General features: G+C 52.4%; 18 protein-coding genes. 7 read left to right on the top strand and 11 right to left on the bottom strand.

Annotation, left to right across the window (positions count from 1 at the left end):
* Positions 1-20 precede the first annotated feature (20 nt).
* Positions 21-602: a D-glycero-beta-D-manno-heptose 1,7-bisphosphate 7-phosphatase gene (gmhB, locus tag N7387_RS11630; RefSeq protein ID WP_279799069.1), complete on the bottom strand. Its 582-nt coding sequence runs from the start codon at positions 600-602 to the stop codon at positions 21-23.
* A 170-nt stretch (positions 603-772) separates the two neighbouring features.
* Between gmhB and metN the strand changes: the two genes are divergently transcribed.
* From metN to proS, 6 genes are all read left to right on the top strand, one after another.
* Positions 773-1,807 (top strand): methionine ABC transporter ATP-binding protein MetN, encoded by a 1,035-nt coding sequence (metN, locus tag N7387_RS11625; RefSeq protein WP_025153736.1) that lies wholly within the window; start codon positions 773-775, stop codon positions 1,805-1,807.
* Positions 1,800-2,453, top strand: a complete 654-nt coding sequence (locus N7387_RS11620; RefSeq protein ID WP_025153737.1) for a methionine ABC transporter permease MetI — start codon at positions 1,800-1,802, stop codon at positions 2,451-2,453. Before metN ends, N7387_RS11620 begins: the two co-directional genes overlap by 8 nt.
* A gap of 59 nt (positions 2,454-2,512) precedes the next feature.
* Positions 2,513-3,328, top strand: a complete 816-nt coding sequence (locus tag N7387_RS11615) for a MetQ/NlpA family lipoprotein (protein WP_025153738.1) — start codon at positions 2,513-2,515, stop codon at positions 3,326-3,328.
* Between the two features lie 181 nt (positions 3,329-3,509).
* Positions 3,510-3,920, top strand: a complete 411-nt coding sequence (rcsF, locus tag N7387_RS11610; RefSeq protein WP_262860730.1) for an Rcs stress response system protein RcsF — start codon at positions 3,510-3,512, stop codon at positions 3,918-3,920.
* Positions 3,913-4,620 (top strand): tRNA (N6-threonylcarbamoyladenosine(37)-N6)-methyltransferase TrmO, encoded by a 708-nt coding sequence (tsaA, locus tag N7387_RS11605; protein ID WP_279799064.1) that lies wholly within the window; start codon positions 3,913-3,915, stop codon positions 4,618-4,620. Before rcsF ends, tsaA begins: the two co-directional genes overlap by 8 nt.
* A 109-nt stretch (positions 4,621-4,729) precedes the next feature.
* Complete coding sequence (proS, locus tag N7387_RS11600) at positions 4,730-6,451, top strand: proline--tRNA ligase (RefSeq protein ID WP_279799062.1); 1,722 nt, start codon at positions 4,730-4,732, stop codon at positions 6,449-6,451.
* A gap of 72 nt (positions 6,452-6,523) precedes the next feature.
* On the opposite strand, the gene nlpE is transcribed toward proS, so the two are convergent.
* Positions 6,524-7,183, bottom strand: coding sequence for an envelope stress response activation lipoprotein NlpE (nlpE, locus tag N7387_RS11595; RefSeq protein WP_025153742.1), 660 nt, complete (start codon positions 7,181-7,183; stop codon positions 6,524-6,526).
* A 267-nt stretch (positions 7,184-7,450) separates the two neighbouring features.
* Between nlpE and rof the strand changes: the two genes are divergently transcribed.
* Positions 7,451-7,717 carry a Rho-binding antiterminator gene (rof, locus tag N7387_RS11590; RefSeq protein ID WP_025153743.1) on the top strand — a complete coding sequence of 89 codons (267 nt, stop codon included), beginning with the start codon at positions 7,451-7,453 and terminating at the stop codon, positions 7,715-7,717.
* On the opposite strand, the gene tilS is transcribed toward rof, so the two are convergent.
* The 9 genes from tilS to N7387_RS11545 all read right to left on the bottom strand — a co-directional run bounded on the left by tilS (position 7,695) and on the right by N7387_RS11545 (position 18,197).
* Positions 7,695-9,077 (bottom strand): tRNA lysidine(34) synthetase TilS, encoded by a 1,383-nt coding sequence (tilS, locus tag N7387_RS11585; protein ID WP_279799057.1) that lies wholly within the window; start codon positions 9,075-9,077, stop codon positions 7,695-7,697. The two genes, rof and tilS, sit on opposite strands and share 23 nt — an antisense overlap.
* Positions 9,078-9,086: 9 nt before the next feature.
* The gene (gene accA, locus N7387_RS11580; RefSeq protein ID WP_279799055.1) at positions 9,087-10,046 is read right to left on the bottom strand and encodes an acetyl-CoA carboxylase carboxyl transferase subunit alpha; all 960 of its coding nucleotides are present in this window, start codon (positions 10,044-10,046) and stop codon (positions 9,087-9,089) included.
* 12 nt (positions 10,047-10,058) lie between these two features.
* Positions 10,059-13,538, bottom strand: coding sequence for a DNA polymerase III subunit alpha (gene dnaE, locus N7387_RS11575; protein WP_274371441.1), 3,480 nt, complete (start codon positions 13,536-13,538; stop codon positions 10,059-10,061).
* A gap of 10 nt (positions 13,539-13,548) precedes the next feature.
* Entirely contained in the window at positions 13,549-14,145 is a 597-nt protein-coding gene (gene rnhB, locus N7387_RS11570; RefSeq protein WP_262883678.1) for a ribonuclease HII, read from the bottom strand.
* Positions 14,145-15,299, bottom strand: coding sequence for a lipid-A-disaccharide synthase (gene lpxB / locus N7387_RS11565; protein ID WP_262883679.1), 1,155 nt, complete (start codon positions 15,297-15,299; stop codon positions 14,145-14,147). The genes rnhB and lpxB overlap by 1 nt, the downstream gene beginning before the upstream one ends.
* 14 nt (positions 15,300-15,313) lie before the next feature.
* Entirely contained in the window at positions 15,314-16,105 is a 792-nt protein-coding gene (gene lpxA / locus N7387_RS11560; RefSeq protein WP_004237235.1) for an acyl-ACP--UDP-N-acetylglucosamine O-acyltransferase, read from the bottom strand.
* Positions 16,106-16,108: 3 nt separating this feature from the next.
* On the bottom strand, positions 16,109-16,561 hold the full coding sequence (fabZ, locus tag N7387_RS11555; protein ID WP_004237234.1) for a 3-hydroxyacyl-ACP dehydratase FabZ: 453 nt from the start codon (positions 16,559-16,561) through the stop codon (positions 16,109-16,111).
* A 103-nt stretch (positions 16,562-16,664) separates the two neighbouring features.
* Positions 16,665-17,693: a UDP-3-O-(3-hydroxymyristoyl)glucosamine N-acyltransferase gene (lpxD, locus tag N7387_RS11550; protein WP_015422461.1), complete on the bottom strand. Its 1,029-nt coding sequence runs from the start codon at positions 17,691-17,693 to the stop codon at positions 16,665-16,667.
* Positions 17,694-17,696: 3 nt separating this feature from the next.
* Positions 17,697-18,197 (bottom strand): OmpH family outer membrane protein, encoded by a 501-nt coding sequence (locus N7387_RS11545; RefSeq protein WP_004242223.1) that lies wholly within the window; start codon positions 18,195-18,197, stop codon positions 17,697-17,699.
* Positions 18,198-18,208 lie beyond the last annotated feature (11 nt).

Below are 18,208 nucleotides of genomic sequence, written 5' to 3'. Positions count from 1 at the left end.
AGATAAAACACCCAATCGGGTTACTTTTTAGGTGATTTTGCGCTTTTTTGTGCGGGTTTCAGCAGAGCAGGTAAATCCGCGATGCTGTTAATCACAATATCTGCCGCCGCTTCAGCGTCTTCCGTTACCGGTTTACCGGTGCGTACTAATACCGTTGTACCCACTTCGGCAGCCCGTCCGGCCAGCATGTCGTCGAGCTTATCCCCTACCATATAAGAGTTACTCATATCAATCTTCAGGAATTTCTGTGCATCCAGCAGCATACCCGGCGCCGGTTTACGGCAGTTGCACTCCTGACGAAACTCTTCGACAGTCCCTTCCGGATGATGAGGACAATAATAGATACCGTCCAGATCAACGCCGCGATCCGCCAGAGACCAGTCCATCCACTCTGTCAGATGCATAAACTGATCTTCGGTAAACATACCACGGGCGATACCCGACTGATTTGTGACTATGATTAAAGCGTAGCCCATCTGTTTGATGGCCTGCATTGCTTCAATCGCGTTCTCTATAAACTGAAAATCATCAATCTCATGGAGATAGCCGGTATCAACGTTAATGGTGCCGTCTCTGTCCAGAAATACTGCGGGGATACCCATGGTTACACTCTTAGTCCGTCATCAATAATGTATTTAGTATCGCTTATTTGATACGGAATGAGAATGCGGCCTGATAACTAAATCCTATTGACTTAGCCATCCAGACATCTTAACATCCGGAAATCATCTGGTGAACAACCAGTTTCACGTAACAAGGTAATAATAATTACATGATAAAGCTGACGAATATAAATAAGGTTTTTCAGCAGGGTCATCGCGAAATACAGGCACTTTCTGATATTAACCTGCACGTCCCGCAAGGGCAGATTTACGGTGTGATTGGTGCTTCCGGTGCCGGGAAAAGTACGCTTATCCGCTGTGTGAATATGCTGGAACGGCCAACATCGGGACAGGTACTCGTCGGCGGTCGAGACCTTACTAAGATGAACGATAAAGAGTTAACCCGTGCCCGCCGCGGCATCGGCATGATTTTTCAGCACTTTAACCTGCTGTCGTCCCGTACTGTTTTCGGGAACATTGCTCTGCCGCTGGAGCTGGATCGCGTACCGGCTGCGGAAATTGAAAAACGGGTTGTGAAGCTGCTTGACCTGGTCGGTCTGGCAGATAAACGGGATGCTTATCCGGCGAATCTGTCCGGCGGTCAGAAGCAGCGTGTGGCTATCGCCCGCGCACTGGCAAACGAACCTGAGGTGTTACTGTGTGATGAGGCCACCAGCGCCCTGGATCCGGCAACCACCCGGTCGATACTGGAACTGCTGAAAGACATCAACCGCCGGCTGGAGTTAACTATCCTGCTGATCACCCATGAAATGGATGTGGTGAAACGTATCTGTGACCAGGTTGCCGTTATCAGCGGCGGACAACTGATTGAACAAAATACGGTAAGTGAAGTGTTCTCTCATCCGAAAACACCGGTGGCACAGGCCTTTATTGAGTCCACACTGCATCTGGATGTGCCGGAAGATTATCTGGCGCGTCTGAAACCGGAACCGGCGGAAGGCCTGGGGCCGCTGCTGAAACTGGAATTTGGTGGTCAGTCCGTTGACGCACCGCTGATCTCGATTGCATCACGCAAGTTTAATATTGATATCAGCATTCTGAGTTCTCAGATGGATTATGCGGGCGGTGTGAAATTTGGGGTCATGCTGGCAGAGCTGGACGGCAACAGCCCGCAGGATGTTGAAGCTGCGATTGATTTTCTGAAAGAACACCACGTAAAAACAGAGGTTCTCGGTTATGTCTGAAGGAATGATTTTACTGTTAGTTAAAGGCATCTGGGAAACCCTGGTCATGACATTTGCATCCGGTTTCCTGGGATTTTTAATCGGCCTTCCGGTGGGGGTACTGCTGTATATCACCCGTTCGGGTCAAATTGCGGATAATAAAAGCCTGTACCGGATCCTGTCCGTGCTGGTCAATATCTTCCGCGCGATTCCGTTCATTATCTTACTGGTGTGGATGATTCCGTTTACCCGGTTAGTCGTTGGTACCTCTATCGGGTTACAGGCTGCCATTGTGCCGCTGACTGTCGGCGCCGCACCGTTTATTGCCCGTATGGTGGAAAACGCGCTGCTGGAAATCCCGTCAGGCCTGATTGAAGCATCCCGCTCCATGGGTGCCACACCATTACAGATTGTCAGTAAAATCCTGCTGCCTGAAGCATTACCGGGACTGATCAACGCCGCAACAATTACGCTGATCACACTCGTGGGCTACTCCGCAATGGGTGGTGCTGTCGGTGCAGGCGGGTTAGGTCAGATTGGTTATCAGTATGGTTATGTCGGTTATAACGCCGTCGTTATGAATACGGTATTGGCATTGCTGGTTGTTTTGGTCTTTATTATTCAGGTATGTGGTGATCGTCTGGTTAAAGCCGTTACCCACAAATAAGACTCTCTCCGCGCCGCACTGACTGCGACCGCGTATTAAACAGAACGAGGAAAGAAAAGATGGCTTTTAAATTAAAATCTCTTGTCGTTGCCGGTGCTTTGCTGGGTTCATTAGTGCTGGCGGGCTGCGGACAGAATGAAAAAGATCCGAAAAGTATCAAAGTCGGCGTGATCGTCGGTGCTGAACAGCAGGTGGCAGAAGTGGCGAAAAAAGTCGCCAAAGACAAATACGGCCTGAATGTGGAACTGGTTACATTCAACGACTACGTCATGCCGAACGAAGCTCTCAGCCGTGGTGATATCGATCTGAACGCATTCCAGCACAAGCCGTATCTGGATCAGCAGATTAAAGACCGTAACTACAAATTAACAACAGTGGGCAATACCTTTGTGTATCCGATTGCCGGTTATTCAAAGAAAATCAAATCACTGGATGAGTTACAGGACGGCGCACAGGTCGCTCTGCCGAATGACCCGACTAACCTCGGCCGTTCACTGCTGTTATTACAGAAGCAGGGATTAATCAAACTGAAAGAAGGCACCGGTCTGCTGCCGACCGTTCTGGATGTGGTTGAAAACCCGAAAGGTCTGAAACTGATCGAGCTGGAAGCCCCGCAACTGCCGCGTTCACTGGATGATAATAAGATCGACCTGGCCGTCATCAACACCACTTACGCCAGCCAGATCAACTTAACCCCGTCCAAAGACGGCTTATTTGTCGAAGATAAAGATTCACCTTACGTCAACATTATTGTCTCCCGTGAAGATAATAAAGACAGCGAAGCGGTGAAAGAGTTTGTTCAGGCATATCAGTCAGATGAAGTCTTTAATGAAGCAGATAAAGTCTTCAACGGCGGTGCGGTGAAAGGCTGGTAAAAGACCGGAAATTCAGAATAACGGCTAAGTTCTTTTATTGAAGACGAAAGAATATTACACTGAGGGCGAACAATTGTTCACCCTTTTTATTTTGTTATAGTCATTAAATGTTCATCATATAAATAATAATACTTCACCAGCCATTGCTTTCCTGTTTTGTACAGCCAGAGGATCTCTTTTCATGCGAGTGCTTATTATCAGCCTGCTTGCTCTTCTCATAGCGGGATGTTCTTTCCGTCAGAGCCATTCTGAGCAGGAACAAGCGCAATACGCCGATATGCGGCTGAAAAAACCGGCCGGTAAAAAAGCCAAATCAACATCCGCAGCATCACGTGTCAAACTCTACCTCCACCCGGAAGAATTGCTGGGGAAACCTTTCCGTGACCTTGGCGTGGTTTTGGGTCAGAATTGCCGGGAAGCGGCAAACCCTGCACAGTCCGGTATTCCGGCAGCCCGTAAGCAAATGCTGTACCGGGCCGGAAAACTGAAAGCAGATGCCGTGTTACTCCATCAGTGTGCTGTGAACCCCGCACCGGGTTGTAAGCAGCTGGCGGTTTGCGAAGGTACTGCAATTAAGGTTGATGATGTCTGAGTTTTCATTTTCGCCCGTGGGGTTTATCCGCTCACCGTGGCAGGAAAAATTTGCGATTCCGCGCCAGCCGGGGCTGGTTGAGAATGGCACCGGAGAACTGCACTTTGTGGCGCCCTATAATCACGCCGACTGCGTGCGCGGACTGGAGCAATTCAGTCATGTGTGGGTCATCTTTGTTTTCCATGATATTCCGTCCGGCAGCTGGCGTCCGCTGGTGCGTCCGCCGCGCCTTGGCGGTAATGCCAAAATGGGCGTGTTTGCCACCCGCTCCACCTTCCGCCCGAATCCGATCGGGATGTCACTGGTCGAACTGAAAAAAGTCTGTTACGACGGCGATACGGCATATCTCTCCCTCGGAAGCCTGGATCTGCTTAACGGCACACCGGTGCTGGATATCAAACCCTATCTGCCTTATGCTGAATCCGTGCCCGGCGCACAGGCCGGTTTTGCGCAGGAAGAGCCGCCTGCCGATATGCCGGTCGTGTTCAGTACTGCGGCACAGCAATTCATAACGGCTCAGGCCGCACAATATCCTGATTTGGCGCGTTTTATCACTCAGGTACTGGCGCAGGATCCGCGTCCGGCGTATAAAAAACAACAGGCTGACGATAAAATCTATGCCGTCCATCTGCTGGATTTAAATGTCCGCTGGCATGTCCGTGACGGCGTGACCGAAGTCATCAGTCTGGAAAAACGCTAAACCCCTTTTGGGGCGCGGCAGTCACTGGTAAACTGTCAGGCTTAATTTCACTTCTGCGCAGAATACCTCTGCGATAAGACATGTTTGTCGTTCTAATGGAACCTAAATAATGCGTACTACCCAATATCTGCTCTCTACTCTGAAAGAGACCCCTGCTGACGCCGAAGTGGTCAGTCATCAGCTCATGCTGCGCGCCGGGATGATCCGTAAACTTGCTTCAGGTCTGTACAACTGGATGCCGACCGGTGTCCGCGTATTACGCAAAGTTGAGAAGATCGTGCGTGAAGAGATGGAAAATGCCGGTTCACTGGAAATCTCCATGCCGGTGGTTCAGCCCGCAGATTTATGGCTGGAGAGCGGACGCTGGGAACAGTACGGTCCGGAGCTGCTCCGTATCACCGATCGCGGCGATCGCCAGTTTGTACTGGGTCCGACGCACGAAGAAGTGGTCACGGACATCATCCGTAACGAAGTGACATCATACAAACAGCTGCCGCTGAATGTGTTCCAGATCCAGACCAAATTCCGTGATGAAGTCCGTCCGCGTTTTGGTGTGATGCGCTCCCGTGAATTTATCATGAAAGATGCGTACTCTTTCCACCTGACCCAGGATTCACTGCAGGAAACGTACGATACGATGTATCAGGCGTACAGCAAAATCTTCAACCGTATCGGGCTGGATTTCCGTGCGGTAATGGCAGATACCGGCTCTATCGGCGGAAGTGCATCCCACGAGTTCCAGGTACTGGCACAGAGCGGCGAAGATGATGTGATTTTCTCCTCTGAGTCAGATTACGCAGCCAATATTGAGCTGGCAGAAGCGGTCTGCAATATCACTGAACGCCCTGCGCCGCAGAAAGCAATGGAACTGGTTGATACACCAAACGCGAAAACCATCGCGGAGCTGGTAGAACAGTTTAATCTGCCGGTAGAGAAAACCGTCAAAACCCTGATTGTTCACGGCAGCAAAGAGAGCGGTCACAAACTGGTTGCACTGCTGGTGCGCGGTGATCACGAACTCAACGAAGTGAAAGCAGAAAAACACCCGCTGGTTGCGGCTCCGATCGAGTTCGCGACAGAGGAAGAGATCCGTGCAGCCGTGAATGCAGGCCCGGGTTCACTGGGGCCGGTGAACCTGCCGCTGCTGGTGGTCGCTGACCGTACCGTTGCCATGATGAGTGATTTCGGTGCCGGTGCGAATATCGACGGCAAACACTATTTCGGTATCAACTGGGAGCGTGATGCTGCCCTGCCGGAAGTGGCGGATATCCGTAATGTGGTCGCCGGTGACCCGAGCCCGGACGGCAAAGGTACCCTGATGATCAAGCGCGGGATTGAAGTCGGTCATATCTTCCAGCTCGGTAAAAAATATTCCGAAGCACTGAAAGCGACTGTTCAGAACGAATCCGGTCACAATGAAGTGGTCTTTATGGGTTGCTACGGCATCGGGGTGACCCGTATTGTCGCAGCAGCGATTGAGCAGAACTTCGATGATCGCGGAATTATCTGGCCGGATGCGATTGCACCGTTCCAGGTTGCTCTGCTGCCGATGAATATGCACAAATCTTACCGTGTGAAAGAAGTGGCGGAAAAACTCTACGCTGACCTGACCGCACAGGGCATTGAAGTACTCTTTGATGACCGTAAGGAGCGCCCGGGTGTGATGTTTGCGGATATGGAGCTGATGGGGATCCCGCATACCATCGTTATCGGTGATCGCAACCTCGACAGCGGTGTGGTGGAATACAAATACCGCCGCAGCGAAGATAAATCTCTGATCGCGCTGGACGATGTTGTCAGTGTGCTGAAAGAAAAAATCATCACTGCCTGATTATCAGTGCTGTGAATACAAAAAGGCTGAACATCTGTTCAGCCTTTTTTATGCCTGCGGGATTCAGAGAACTTACTGACAGCCGCGTGATTTATCCAGTACGGATTTACCGGTCTGGATCAGTGCCTGATCAAACTGACCATCTTCCATGGACGGACGGATGGTGTAATACCCTTCCACTTCCAGATAAACCGGTTTACCGCCTTCAACACCCAGCTTACCGTAACCCTGCTCTAAACCGATATTGCCCGGTACCGCGTAAACCACACCGGTCTGGCAATCTTTAAAGGTTGCCGCATCTGCCATATAACGGTATTCACCTTTCAGCTGTACCGGTTTCACCATTTTCAGGGTGTAGTTCAGATTTGATGTAATCGGATTGCCATCAATATCCAGCATCACCAGCGATTTATCCTGCGGATCATAGTAAGCACGCTGCCCGGCGGTATCGGTCAGGCGCAGTTTGTCACCGTCTTTCGCCCAGGTCCCGGTTTCAAAGAAGGTCTGGTTGCCATCGCGGGTTTCCAGATAGGTGCGCTGCATAACATAGGTACCGTCACCTTCCAGTAAAACGGTCACATCCATGCCGGAGCAATCAGCACACGGAACCACACCGTTATAGGCACGGTCAAGAACATGGACTTCCGGCGTTGGTGGTACAACGACTGTCGAACTACAGGCCGTAATGCTGAAAATGCCTGCCGCCAATAAGAGTTTTGTCAGATTTTTCATGTTTCCCCCTGAACATCAGATGCGGTAATGTTAACAAAATGATTGTCAGTTTTTGTATATTCATGCGCTTTCAGACAATTACGCATTTTTATTTTTAAAATGGCAATGATTTTCTTCAAAACAGTGATAAACAATATGTTTTGCCGATAATAAAATGTAATCAGTAATAGCCAATATGATAACTATGATATAGTCTGCTGGGAGCGATGAGGCTATTTGAATAACCATCCGCGGATGATACCGCAAGCGAAAGTATGGTGAGGGAATATGTCTGCAGAAAACGAATATCAACCAATTAATTGTGATGACTATGACAACCTCGAACTGGCCTGCCAGCATCATATGGTACTGGAAGTGACCTTACAGGGGGGCGATGTTCTGACAGGAAAAGCAACCGATTTGGTACTCCGGAAGAAAGTGGAATACCTTGTTGTCACGATTGACAACGAACTGCGGGAGCTTCGTCTGGACTCGATTGTCAGCTTTAGTCATCCCGACCTGGGAACAGTGGTTATTGATCACTCACCGTCCTGAATAACTCTGCAACCCCGCCTGCGGGGTTGTTTTTTTCCTGCATAATCATCAGTTTTGCCTCATCCGCTTCGCCCTCTTTCGTGACAAATACCCCGACCGCCGCTATCAGCGTATCGTTATACCAGAGCAGCGGTGTACGTTCGCGCAGCCACGGCGCAACACCGGATTCCTGCCACAGCTTTTTGGCTGACCGCCCGCGATCCCGGCCGCAGATATGATAATGCCCCTGCAAACCAAACCGGATCGTCACCTGCTCATCCTGGCGCGGCGGGCGCACCACAGAAGCCATATCATGCGGAGTGATAACTTCCGCTACCCGCAAAATCCCGGCATCATCCGGTAATAACAATGCAGAGTGCAGATCCCACGGCAGACAGTATTCTGATAATCCGGCTGTTTTTTCTGTTACATACAATTTGTTCTGATAACGGCGGATAGTGACTGGTTTCAGATAATAGCCCGGTTCCGCATCCGGTTTCGCCAGTGCTACTTCCTGCCAGAGCAGAGCCAGCTGGTGCTGTGACGGCATCTGCACACCACAGTATTTCAGCCAGCGGCGCAGTATAGCATTACGTTTTGCCGTCCCGGCGCTGAGCAGCGGGACAAAAGACAACCCGTTATCGGCATCCGTCAGCTGCATAAGTTCCGGCAGCAGCAGTTCATCCAGCAGGGCTTCCTGTTCACCGCAAAGCGCAGCACTGCGGGAAACCGCCTGAGCAAAGTGCGGCCAGCGGGCATTCAGTTGCGGTAATACCGCATGGCGCAGAAAATTGCGGTCATAACGACGATCCTGATTACTGTCATCCTCGACCCAGGAAAGCTGATGATAGTGCGCATACTGCTCAAGCTGAGCACGGCTGAAGGAGAGTAACGGACGGATCAGCGGATTGGCACCGAATGCCATCTGTTCCGGCATGGCGGAGAGACCGGCAGGGCCGCTGCCGCGTTTTAAGGCGAGAAAGAAGGTTTCGCTCTGATCATCCAGATGCTGTGCGGTCACCAGCGCCTCACCGGGGGCGATGACTTCACGGAAAGCCTGATAGCGGGCATCTCTGGCGGCAGCTTCGATCCCTTTTTTGCGGGGATCCACCTGCACGCGGCACACCAGGAACGGAACAGAGAGTGAGCCGCAGAATGTCCGGCAGTGTTCTGCCCAGTCATCTGCCAGCGGGTTTAATCCGTGATGAATGTAGACTGCCCGCAACCGCAGCGCCGGGCGCTCAGCGGTCTGCCACTGCCGCAGAGCATGCAGCAGGACAACGGAATCAAGCCCGCCGCTTAGTCCCGCCAGGATTGCCTGCTGAGAGGCAAACACACGGCGGAACACGGCAGATAATGACTCACAGAAGGCAGTATCCACAACCGGTTATCAGCAGTAGCCGTAGCTCATCAGGCGCTCATAGCGGCGATTAGCCAGAGACTCGCTGTCCAGTTTATCCAGCTCTGCCAGATCAGACAGGATCTGTGCTTTCAGGGATGCGGCAACCGCTTCATAATCACGGTGCGCGCCGCCCAGCGGCTCAGGGATCACATTGTCGATCAGTTTCAGCTCTTTCAGACGCGGTGCGGTGATACCCATTGCTTCTGCGGCGATCGGCGCTTTATCCGCACTTTTCCACAGAATCGAGGCACAGCCTTCCGGTGAAATGACAGAATAAGTGCTGTATTGCAGCATATTCACTTTGTCGCCGACCGCAATTGCCAGTGCGCCGCCGGAACCACCTTCCCCGACAACGGTACAGACAGTCGGTACTTTCAGGCGCGACATTTCACGCAGGTTACGGGCAATTGCCTCGGACTGACCGCGCTCTTCCGCGCCCACGCCCGGATAGGCGCCCGGGGTGTCGATAAAGGTGATCACCGGCAGATTAAAGCGCTCTGCCAGTTCCATCAGACGCAGGGCTTTGCGGTAACCTTCCGGTGCCGGCATGCCGAAGTTACGGCGGATTTTCTCTTTGGTTTCACGGCCTTTCTGATGGCCGATAATCATCACCGGACGACCGTCGAGACGGGCAATCCCGCCGACAATCGCTTTGTCATCCGCATATGCGCGGTCGCCTGCCAGTTCCTGAAAATCGGTAAAGATCAGTTTGACGTAATCCAGGGTATACGGACGACGCGGATGGCGGGCCAGCTGCGCAATCTGCCAGGCACCCAGGTCAGCGAAAATCTTACGTGTCAGTTCCAGACTCTTCGCCCGTAAGCGTTCAACTTCTTCGTCAAGATTGATATCGAGTGATTCACCCTGGCGGCTGACCGCGGTCAGCGAATCAATTTTCGCCTCTAACTCGGCAATCGGCTGTTCAAAATCCAGAAAATTAAGACTCATAATGTTCCTATTTTAGTCAAATTCTAATTCTACCTGCTCATTACCCAGCAGAGTCCGCAGATCCGTCAGAAGGGTATCGGTCGGAGTAACCCGCCAGGTGGCACCGAAACGCATCCGCGCTCTGGCATCGTCCTTCTGGTAATAAAGGTGAACCGGTATTGTCCCGGAGCGGTGCGGTTCAAGGGCACCGCGCAGCCGGTGCAGCAGTTGTTCGTCAATTTGCCCGTCCGTGAGCGAGATAGCAAGCCCGCGCGCATATTTTTCGCGTGCTTCGCTGATATCCAGCAGCTCCCTGACCACCATTTTAAGCCCGCCGCTGAAATCATCAAAGCTGACCTGCCCGGAGGCGATCAGAATGCGATCCTGTTCGAGCAGATGCTGGTAACGTTCCAGTGCATCGGAAAATAGCATAATTTCCAGTCGGCCGGAACGATCATCGAGGGTACAGACACCAATCCGGTTTCCCCGTTTGGTGGTGATCACCTTGGAAGCCAGCACCAGACCGACCACCGTGGTCATCTGACCACGCGGTGTCGGGTTAACATCTTTCAGACGTAAACCATGAGTATAGCGTTCAATTTCCTTCAGATAACGGTTTATCGGATGTCCGGTAAGATACAGCCCGAGTGTTTCCCGTTCCCCTTCAAGGATAATTTCGTCCTGCCATTTCGGAATATTGGCATAAGAGCGCTCTACCTGCTCCGGTGCTTCTGCCAGTACCCCGAACATATCCGCCTGACCGGTGGCTTCCGCTTTGGCGTGCTGATCCGCAGCTTTCAGCGCATCCTCCAGTGAGGACATCAGCGCGGCGCGGTGCGGCCCCAGGCGGTCAAACGCGCCGGACATAATGAGTTTTTCCATTACGCGGCGGTTCAGTTTTTTGGTGTCCGTACGGGCACACAGATCAAAAATATCCTTGAAATACCCGTCCTTACGGGCTTCCAGAATTGCTTCGATCGGGCCTTCACCGACACCTTTAATCGCACCGATGCCATAGACTATCTCACCTTCATCATTGACATGGAAGTGATACAGTCCGCTGTTGATATCCGGCGGCAGAACTTTCAGCCCCATCCGCCAGCATTCATCCACCAGCCCGACGACTTTTTCGGTGTTATCCATATCTGCCGTCATCACGGCAGCCATAAATTCCGCCGGATAGTGTGCTTTCAGCCACAGTGTCTGATAGGAAACCAGTGCATAAGCAGCGGAGTGAGATTTGTTAAACCCGTAACCGGCGAATTTCTCCACCAGGTCAAAGATTTTCATGGACAGTTCGGCATCGACGCCGTTTTTCACTGCGCCCTCTTCAAATACCGAGCGCTGTTTTGCCATCTCTTCCGGCTTTTTCTTACCCATTGCACGGCGCAGCATATCCGCGCCGCCCAGGGTATAACCCGCCAGTACCTGGGCAATCTGCATCACCTGTTCCTGATAGAGGATGATGCCGTACGTCGGTTCCAGTACCGGCTGCAGGGATTCATGCTGCCATTCCACATCCGGGTAAGAAATAGCCTCACGTCCGTGTTTACGGTCGATAAAGTTATCCACCATGCCCGACTGCAGCGGGCCGGGACGGAACAGCGCCACCAGGGCTATCATGTCTTCAAAGCTGTCCGGACGCAGACGTTTGATCAAATCCTTCATGCCGCGGGATTCAAGCTGGAAAACTGCGGTGGTTTCCGAGCGCTGCAGCATATCAAAGCTTTTCTGGTCATCGAGCGGGATAGCCGCGATATCCACCGGCGGCTTACCTTTTTTCTCATTGCGCGGGTTAATCATCCCCAGCGCCCAGTCGATAATCGTCAGCGTGCGCAGACCGAGGAAGTCAAACTTCACCAGACCGGCATATTCCACGTCGTTTTTATCAAACTGCGTGACCGGGTTATTCCCCTCCGGGTCGCAGTACAGCGGCGCGAAATCAGTAATTTTTGTCGGCGCGATCACCACACCACCGGCGTGTTTACCGGCGTTACGCGTTACCCCTTCCAGGATACGCGCCATGTCGATCAGCGCCCTGACTTCCTCATCAGCTTCATACACCTCGCCGAGCTGCGGCTCTGCCGCAAAGGCTTTTTCCAGTGTCATACCGGGATCCGGTGGCACCAGTTTGGAAATTCTGTCAACAAATCCGTACGGATGCCCCAGCACACGACCGACATCGCGGATCACCGCTTTTGCCGCCATGGTACCGAAGGTAATAATCTGGGAAACCGCATCACGCCCATACATTTCCGCTACGTGATCGATCACACGGTCACGTTTTTCCATGCAGAAATCGACATCAAAGTCGGGCATGGAAACACGTTCCGGGTTCAGGAAGCGTTCGAACAGGAGGTCGAATTCCAGCGGATCCAGATCGGTGATTTTCAGGGAGTACGCCACCAGTGAACCGGCACCGGAACCACGTCCCGGCCCTACCGGCACATTGTTATCCTTCGACCACTGGATAAACTCCATCACGATCAGGAAGTAGCCGGGGAAGCCCATCTGGTTAATCACTTTCAGTTCGACATCCAGACGTTCGTCATATTCCGGACGGCGCTGCGCACGCACTTCCGGATCCGGGAACAGGAACGCCAGGCGCTCCTCCAGTCCCTCTTTCGATCGTTTGACCAGATAATCTTCCGTGCTCATATCCCCGGTCGGGAACTGCGGCAGGAAATACTCGCCGAGACGGATAGTGACGTTACAACGCTTAGCAATTTCGACGCTGTTCTGCAGTGCTTCCGGGATGTCGGCGAACAGCTCGCACATCTCGTCCTCACTGCGCAGATATTGCTGAGGGCTGTAGAGCTTCGGACGTTTCGGGTCCGCTAACGTATAGCCGTCATGAATGGCGACACGGATTTCATGGGCGTCAAAATCCTCACTGCTGATAAAGCGGACATCGTTGGTCGCCACCACCGGCAGGGATTTCTCTGTCGCCAGCTGTACTGCAGCATGCAGATAGCTTTCCTCATCCTGACGACCGGTGCGGATAAGCTCCAGATAGAAGCTGTCCGGGAAGTGGGTCTGCCAGAATTCCAGTGCCTGATCCACCAGCGCGCTGTTACCGCGCAGCAGGAATTTACCCACATCCCCCTTGCGCCCGCCGGAGAGAATAATCAGCCCGTCTTTATGATTAACCAGCCAGTCGCGCTGAATGGTCGGCCCCTGAGCGCCATAACCTTTTTGATAGGCTTCAGAGATAAGCAGGGTCAGGTTCTGATAACCGGTGTTATTGCGTGCCAGAATCGTGAGTGATGCCAGTTCGTCACCCAGCAGCTCACTTTCCATCAGGAAGTCCGCACCGACAATCGGTTTCACCCCGGCGCCGTGCGCACTGCCGTAAAATTTCACCAGCCCGCACAGGTTAGTGAAGTCCGTAATCGCCATCGCCGGCATATTCATCGACGCCACTTTTTTGACCAACGGGCCGGTTTTCGCCAGTCCGTCAATCATGGAATAGTCGCTGTGAATATTAAGATGAATAAAACGCGGTTCCGCCATTACGCCATCCTCACTGACTGATACCGGCCAGCGCGCGGCGGACCGGGCCAAAACTGGTTCGGTGATGCTCTGTCACCCCATACTGCGCCAGCATCTCAAGATGCAGTGCGGTCGGGTAACCTTTGTGTTTTGCAAATCCATACTGCGGAAATTGTTTATCCAGCTCTGCCATTTCGCGATCCCGCGTGACTTTTGCCAGTATCGATGCCGCACTGATTTCCGGCACCAGACCGTCACCTTTGATCACCGCCTGAGCAGGGACACCAAAATCCGGCGCTTTGTTGCCGTCCACCAGCACAAATCCCGGACGTACCGGTAACCCGGCAACTGCCCGCTGCATCGCCAGGAATGTGGCCTGCAAAATATTGATTTGATCAATTTCAGCCGCTTCCGCGCGGCCTATGCTCCAGTACAGCGCCTTTTCCTGAATTTCAGCAAACAGCCGCTCACGTTTTTTCTCTGTGAGCTTTTTGGAGTCCGCCAGACCGTCGATCGGGTTCTGCGGATCAAGAATAACGGCGGCGGTTACCACCGCGCCGACCAGCGGCCCGCGGCCGACTTCATCGACACCGGCAATCAGTGCCGCGTCCGGATAAACAAAATCCATTAATTACTCGCTATATCTGATACGGCCTGTGCCGCCTGATTATCCGCATCAAGACGGATCTTCTGATGGAGTTCCAGGAAGGTTTCTCTGAGTTTATCCACTGACTCTCCGCCCTGCAACAGCGGCAGCAGTGCATTTGCCAGCAGATCACTGCGGCACTCATCCTGTAACAGTTCCGGCACGATTTCACGCCCTGCCAGCAGATTCGGCAATGACACATACGGGGTTTTGACCAGCCGTTTCGCCAGCCAGAACGTGAACGGCTTCATGCGGTAGCCCACAACCATCGGGCATTTCGCCAGCATGCACTCCAGTGCTGCCGTGCCTGATGCCAGCAGTGCGGCATCCGACGCAATCATGGCATCACGGGCACGACCATCAAGCAGATGCACATCCAGTTCCGGCGCAACGTCCTGTTTGATGGCCTCAAACTCAGCCCGCCGTTTGGCATTCACCAGCGGCACCACAATCTGTAAATCCGGCAGCGATTGCCGCAGCAATTGCGCGGTTTTCAGGAAATCGCCGCTGAGCATCGACACTTCCGCGTGACGGCTGCCCGGCAGTATTGCCAGACACGGCGCGGACGGATCCAGCCCCAGTGCATCACGGGCAGCGGCTTTATCCGGCTGTAACGGCAGTGCATCCGCCATGGTATGACCGATAAAGCGGCACGGCACATTGTATTTGTCGTAAAACGCTTTTTCGAACGGCAGGAAAGCCAGCACCAGATTGGTCGCTTTGGCGATTTTAAAGACCCGGTTCTGCCGCCACGCCCAGACTGACGGGCTGACATAGTGGATCGTTTTGATCCCGGAAGATTTTAATCGTCCTTCCAGGGTGATATTGAAATCCGGCGCATCAATGCCGACAAAAACATCCGGTTTCAGTTCACGGAAGCGGCGGGTGAGATCACGGCGGATGGAGAGCAGACGCGGCAGACGACCCAGCACTTCCACAATGCCCATCACGGCCAGTTCTTCCATTTCATACCAGGTTTCACAGCCTTCCGCCTGCATCAGCGGACCGGCAACCCCCATGAAACGAACATCCGGATATTTTTCTTTCAGTGCGCGCATTAAGCCTGCGCCGAGAATATCGCCGGAGGTTTCTCCGGCGACAATACCTATCGTGAGCGGACGAGGTGATACCGACATGGCAGTCCCCGCAATTACGGACGGATGATCCCGCGTTCAGCGGTATCCAGGAAGTCAGCGAAGGTTTTTACATGGACATTTTCTTTCGCCAGTTCAGCTAACTGCACTTTGGCTTCTGCCAGCGTCAGATTACTGCGGTACAGGACTTTATAGGCATTCTGTAACGCACTGATATCGTCTTTATCAAAACCACGGCGTTTGAGGCCGATAGCATTGAGGCCGAAGGCGGTCACATGGTTACCCTGCGCGATTAAGAACGGCGGGATATCCTGTGCCACTCCGGAACAGCCGCCGACCATCACGTGCTCACCGATACGGCAGAACTGATGAACCGCCGATAAGCCACCCAGGATGACATAATCATCCAGCGTGACATGACCCGCCAGGGTTCCGTTGTTGGCAATGATGCAATGGTTGCCGATCACACAGTCGTGAGCAACATGGGCATTGATCATCAGCAGGTTGTCGTTACCGATACGGGTAACGCCGGTGTCCTGCGCGGTGCCGCGATGAATAGTCACACTTTCGCGGATACGGTTACGATCACCGATCTCTACGCGGGTCGGTTCACCTTTGTATTTCAGATCCTGGTTTATCTCACCAATGGAGGCAAACTGGAAAATCTGGTTATCACGACCAATTTTGGTATGACCATTAATCACAACATGGGACTTGATTTCAGTCCCTTCACCGATCTCAACATCCGCACCAATACAGCAGAAAGGACCGATGGTGACATTGGCACCAATAACGGCACCGTCTTCGATAATGGAAGACGGGTGGATCCGGGCGGTTTTATCGATCATTTATTACCCCTCACGGCGGCGTGCACACATCATGGTCGCTTCGCAGGCAACTTCTCCGTCAACTTTCGCAACACCCGTGAAACGGGCAACGCCGCGGCGTTCCTTATGGAAAGTCACTTCGAGGATCATCTGGTCTCCCGGCAGTACCGGGCGTTTGAAGCGGCAATCATCGATGGCGGCAAAATAATACAGTTCGCCCGGCTCTAATTTACCGAGGCTTTTGAACGCCAGAATGCCGGTGGCCTGCGCCATCGCTTCCAGAATCAGAACACCCGGAAAAATCGGTTTGCCCGGGAAGTGCCCCTGGAAAAACGGCTCATTGAATGATACGTTTTTCACGGCACGTAAAAATTTACCTTCTTCAAAATCCAGCACGCGATCCACTAATAAAAACGGATACCGGTGCGGAAGAAGCTCTAAAATTTCATCAATTTTGAGAGTATGGTTGTCACTCATCAGAATACTCTTCCTGTCTCTTTGTCATATGTCTTATTAATAACACGGCCTGCTATACCCGTCACGCGGTTAGCAGGCCGCAAAAATACCGCAAAATGCGCTGTTATTTATCGTCGTTATCCAGCTGCCGTTCGACCGCCTTAAGGCGTTTATTCATTTCGCTGATATTCATTACCAGCGCGGCAGTTTTACGCCATGTCTTATTTGGCTGTAACGGAATACCGGAGGAGTATACACCCGGTTCGGTGATAGGCCGCATTACCATGCCCATGCCTGTCACGACGACGCGATCGCAGATTTCCATATGACCATTAATGACGCTTGCTCCGCCAATCATACAGTTGCGGCCGATTTTCAGGCTCCCGGCCATAATCACACCACCGGCTACTGCGGTGTTGTCGCCGATTATGACGTTATGGGCAATCTGGCACTGGTTATCAATGATAACACCATTACCGATTACCGTATTTTCTAATGCACCACGGTCAATAGTGGTACAGGAGCCGATTTCAACCCGGTCACCGATAATGACGGAACCCAGCTGAGGGATTTTAACCCACTGACCGCGATCGTTGGCATAACCGAATCCGTCCGCACCGATAACAGTGTTGGAATGAACCAGGCAGCCTTCGCCAATCACAATCCCGTGGTACACGGTGACATTTGCCCAGATACGGGTTTTGGCACCGATAGTGGTATTTTTGCCGACAAACGATCCTGCGCCGATGATAACATCGTCACCCAGGACAACGCCGGACTCAATGACAGCATTCGCACCGACCGACACATTGGCCCCGAGAGAGGCGGACGGGTCAATCACAGCAGACGGATGGATATTCTCAGCCGGAGCCGGTGTGGTATCCATAATCTGCGCCATATGCGCATACGCCAGGTACGGGTCTTTCACCACAAGGGCAGCGACCTGACAAAACGGTAAATCGTCTTCACGCAATACCACAGCACCCGCCTGACAACCGGCCAGTTTTTCCCGGTAACGGGCATCAGACAGAAAGGTAATTTGCCCGCTGTTTGCTGAATGCATAGGTGCGATACCGGTGATGACGAGGTCGCCATCACCGTGTAACGTTGCATTCAACTGCTGAGCGAGATCAGCTAATCGAATGGAAGACATTAATTATTTAACCTGTTTCAGAACGTCAGCAGTGATATCAATGCCGGAAACGGAGTAAGCAACTGCGTTAGCATCGATCACAACGTCATACCCGCCTTTTGAAGCAACAGATTTCACTGCATCTTCAACACGCTTCATGACTTTGTTGCGCTCTTCCATCTGACGTTTCTGGAAATCCTGGTCAAATGCCTGGGCTTTTTTCGCGAAGTCAGCACGTTTGGTGTCGAATTCACCGGCCAGTTTCTGACGCTCGCTGTCTTTCATGGTCGCGCCGTCTTTCTGCAGTTTCTGAGCACGGGTCTGCAGATCTTTTTCTAAACTCTGCAGTTCAGTACCACGGCTTTTGAATTCGCTTTCCAGTTGTTTTGCTGCCGCTTCACGGCCCGGCATTTTCTGGACAACTTCACCGATATTGACAACCGCGATCTTGTCAGCAGCCTGAGCAGCACCGGCAGACATCGCTAATACCATACCCACGCTGGCAGCAGTTAATAACTTTTTCACAATAAAACCCC

The sequence above is a fragment of the Morganella sp. GD04133 genome (assembly GCF_029835375.1).
GTDB lineage: Bacteria > Pseudomonadota > Gammaproteobacteria > Enterobacterales > Enterobacteriaceae > Morganella > Morganella morganii_B.
The sequence above is the reverse complement of the archived record's forward strand: the minus strand, read 5'-3'. Positions and strand labels throughout refer to the sequence as shown.

Excerpts from the sequence above, each read along its gene's own strand:
- gmhB (WP_279799069.1), bottom strand. The coding sequence starts at position 602 with ATGGGTATCCCCGCAGTATTTCTGGACAGAGACGGCACCATTAACGTT.
- dnaE (WP_274371441.1), bottom strand. The coding sequence starts at position 13,538 with ATGGCGGAACCGCGTTTTATTCATCTTAATATTCACAGCGACTATTCC.
- accA (WP_279799055.1), bottom strand. The coding sequence starts at position 10,046 with ATGAGTCTTAATTTTCTGGATTTTGAACAGCCGATTGCCGAGTTAGAG.
- nlpE (WP_025153742.1), bottom strand. The coding sequence starts at position 7,183 with ATGAAAAATCTGACAAAACTCTTATTGGCGGCAGGCATTTTCAGCATT.
- rcsF (WP_262860730.1), top strand. The coding sequence starts at position 3,510 with ATGCGAGTGCTTATTATCAGCCTGCTTGCTCTTCTCATAGCGGGATGT.
- lpxB (WP_262883679.1), bottom strand. The coding sequence starts at position 15,299 with ATGTCGGTATCACCTCGTCCGCTCACGATAGGTATTGTCGCCGGAGAA.
- lpxA (WP_004237235.1), bottom strand. The coding sequence starts at position 16,105 with ATGATCGATAAAACCGCCCGGATCCACCCGTCTTCCATTATCGAAGAC.
- lpxD (WP_015422461.1), bottom strand. The coding sequence starts at position 17,693 with ATGTCTTCCATTCGATTAGCTGATCTCGCTCAGCAGTTGAATGCAACG.
- proS (WP_279799062.1), top strand. The coding sequence starts at position 4,730 with ATGCGTACTACCCAATATCTGCTCTCTACTCTGAAAGAGACCCCTGCT.
- tsaA (WP_279799064.1), top strand. The coding sequence starts at position 3,913 with ATGTCTGAGTTTTCATTTTCGCCCGTGGGGTTTATCCGCTCACCGTGG.
- rnhB (WP_262883678.1), bottom strand. The coding sequence starts at position 14,145 with ATGGATTTTGTTTATCCGGACGCGGCACTGATTGCCGGTGTCGATGAA.
- metN (WP_025153736.1), top strand. The coding sequence starts at position 773 with ATGATAAAGCTGACGAATATAAATAAGGTTTTTCAGCAGGGTCATCGC.
- N7387_RS11620 (WP_025153737.1), top strand. The coding sequence starts at position 1,800 with ATGTCTGAAGGAATGATTTTACTGTTAGTTAAAGGCATCTGGGAAACC.
- N7387_RS11615 (WP_025153738.1), top strand. The coding sequence starts at position 2,513 with ATGGCTTTTAAATTAAAATCTCTTGTCGTTGCCGGTGCTTTGCTGGGT.
- rof (WP_025153743.1), top strand. The coding sequence starts at position 7,451 with ATGTCTGCAGAAAACGAATATCAACCAATTAATTGTGATGACTATGAC.
- fabZ (WP_004237234.1), bottom strand. The coding sequence starts at position 16,561 with ATGAGTGACAACCATACTCTCAAAATTGATGAAATTTTAGAGCTTCTT.